This window comes from Streptococcus pseudopneumoniae, from assembly GCF_001072665.1.
Lineage (GTDB): Bacteria > Bacillota > Bacilli > Lactobacillales > Streptococcaceae > Streptococcus > Streptococcus pseudopneumoniae_S.
The window spans coordinates 1-294 of sequence record NZ_JVJI01000075.1; the positions used below are offsets into that span (position 1 = coordinate 1).

The following is a 294-nucleotide window of genomic DNA, read 5'->3' on the forward strand; positions in this document are numbered from 1 at the left end:
TTTCTCTAATTCTTCTTTAGAAATATTATATTTTCTGAGATATTCTCTTATTTTTTCTTCATCCTCTAGATATTGACCTGGTTGCCTTGGTTCTTCAAAAATCGCAATCTCCTTTTGAAGGACTTTCTTTTTTATATTATAGTGAGCCGAATACCATAGGGTAATATCCGAATTAATCCTTTTTTCAAAAAGAATCGTCATTCCTTTAATACCTGAACCAAAGTTAAATCCAATACTTATGTCTTTATAACCTTCAGGATGAGTTTGATACTTCCCTGAAGGGGTGTATGCAAA

1 protein-coding gene is annotated in these 294 nt (G+C 31.6%); it reads right to left on the reverse strand.

What is annotated here, in order from left to right; genetic code table 11:
- The coding region (locus tag ADH52_RS04565) for a TipC family immunity protein (protein ID WP_049510367.1) at positions 1 to 294 on the reverse strand (294 nt) is incomplete at both ends.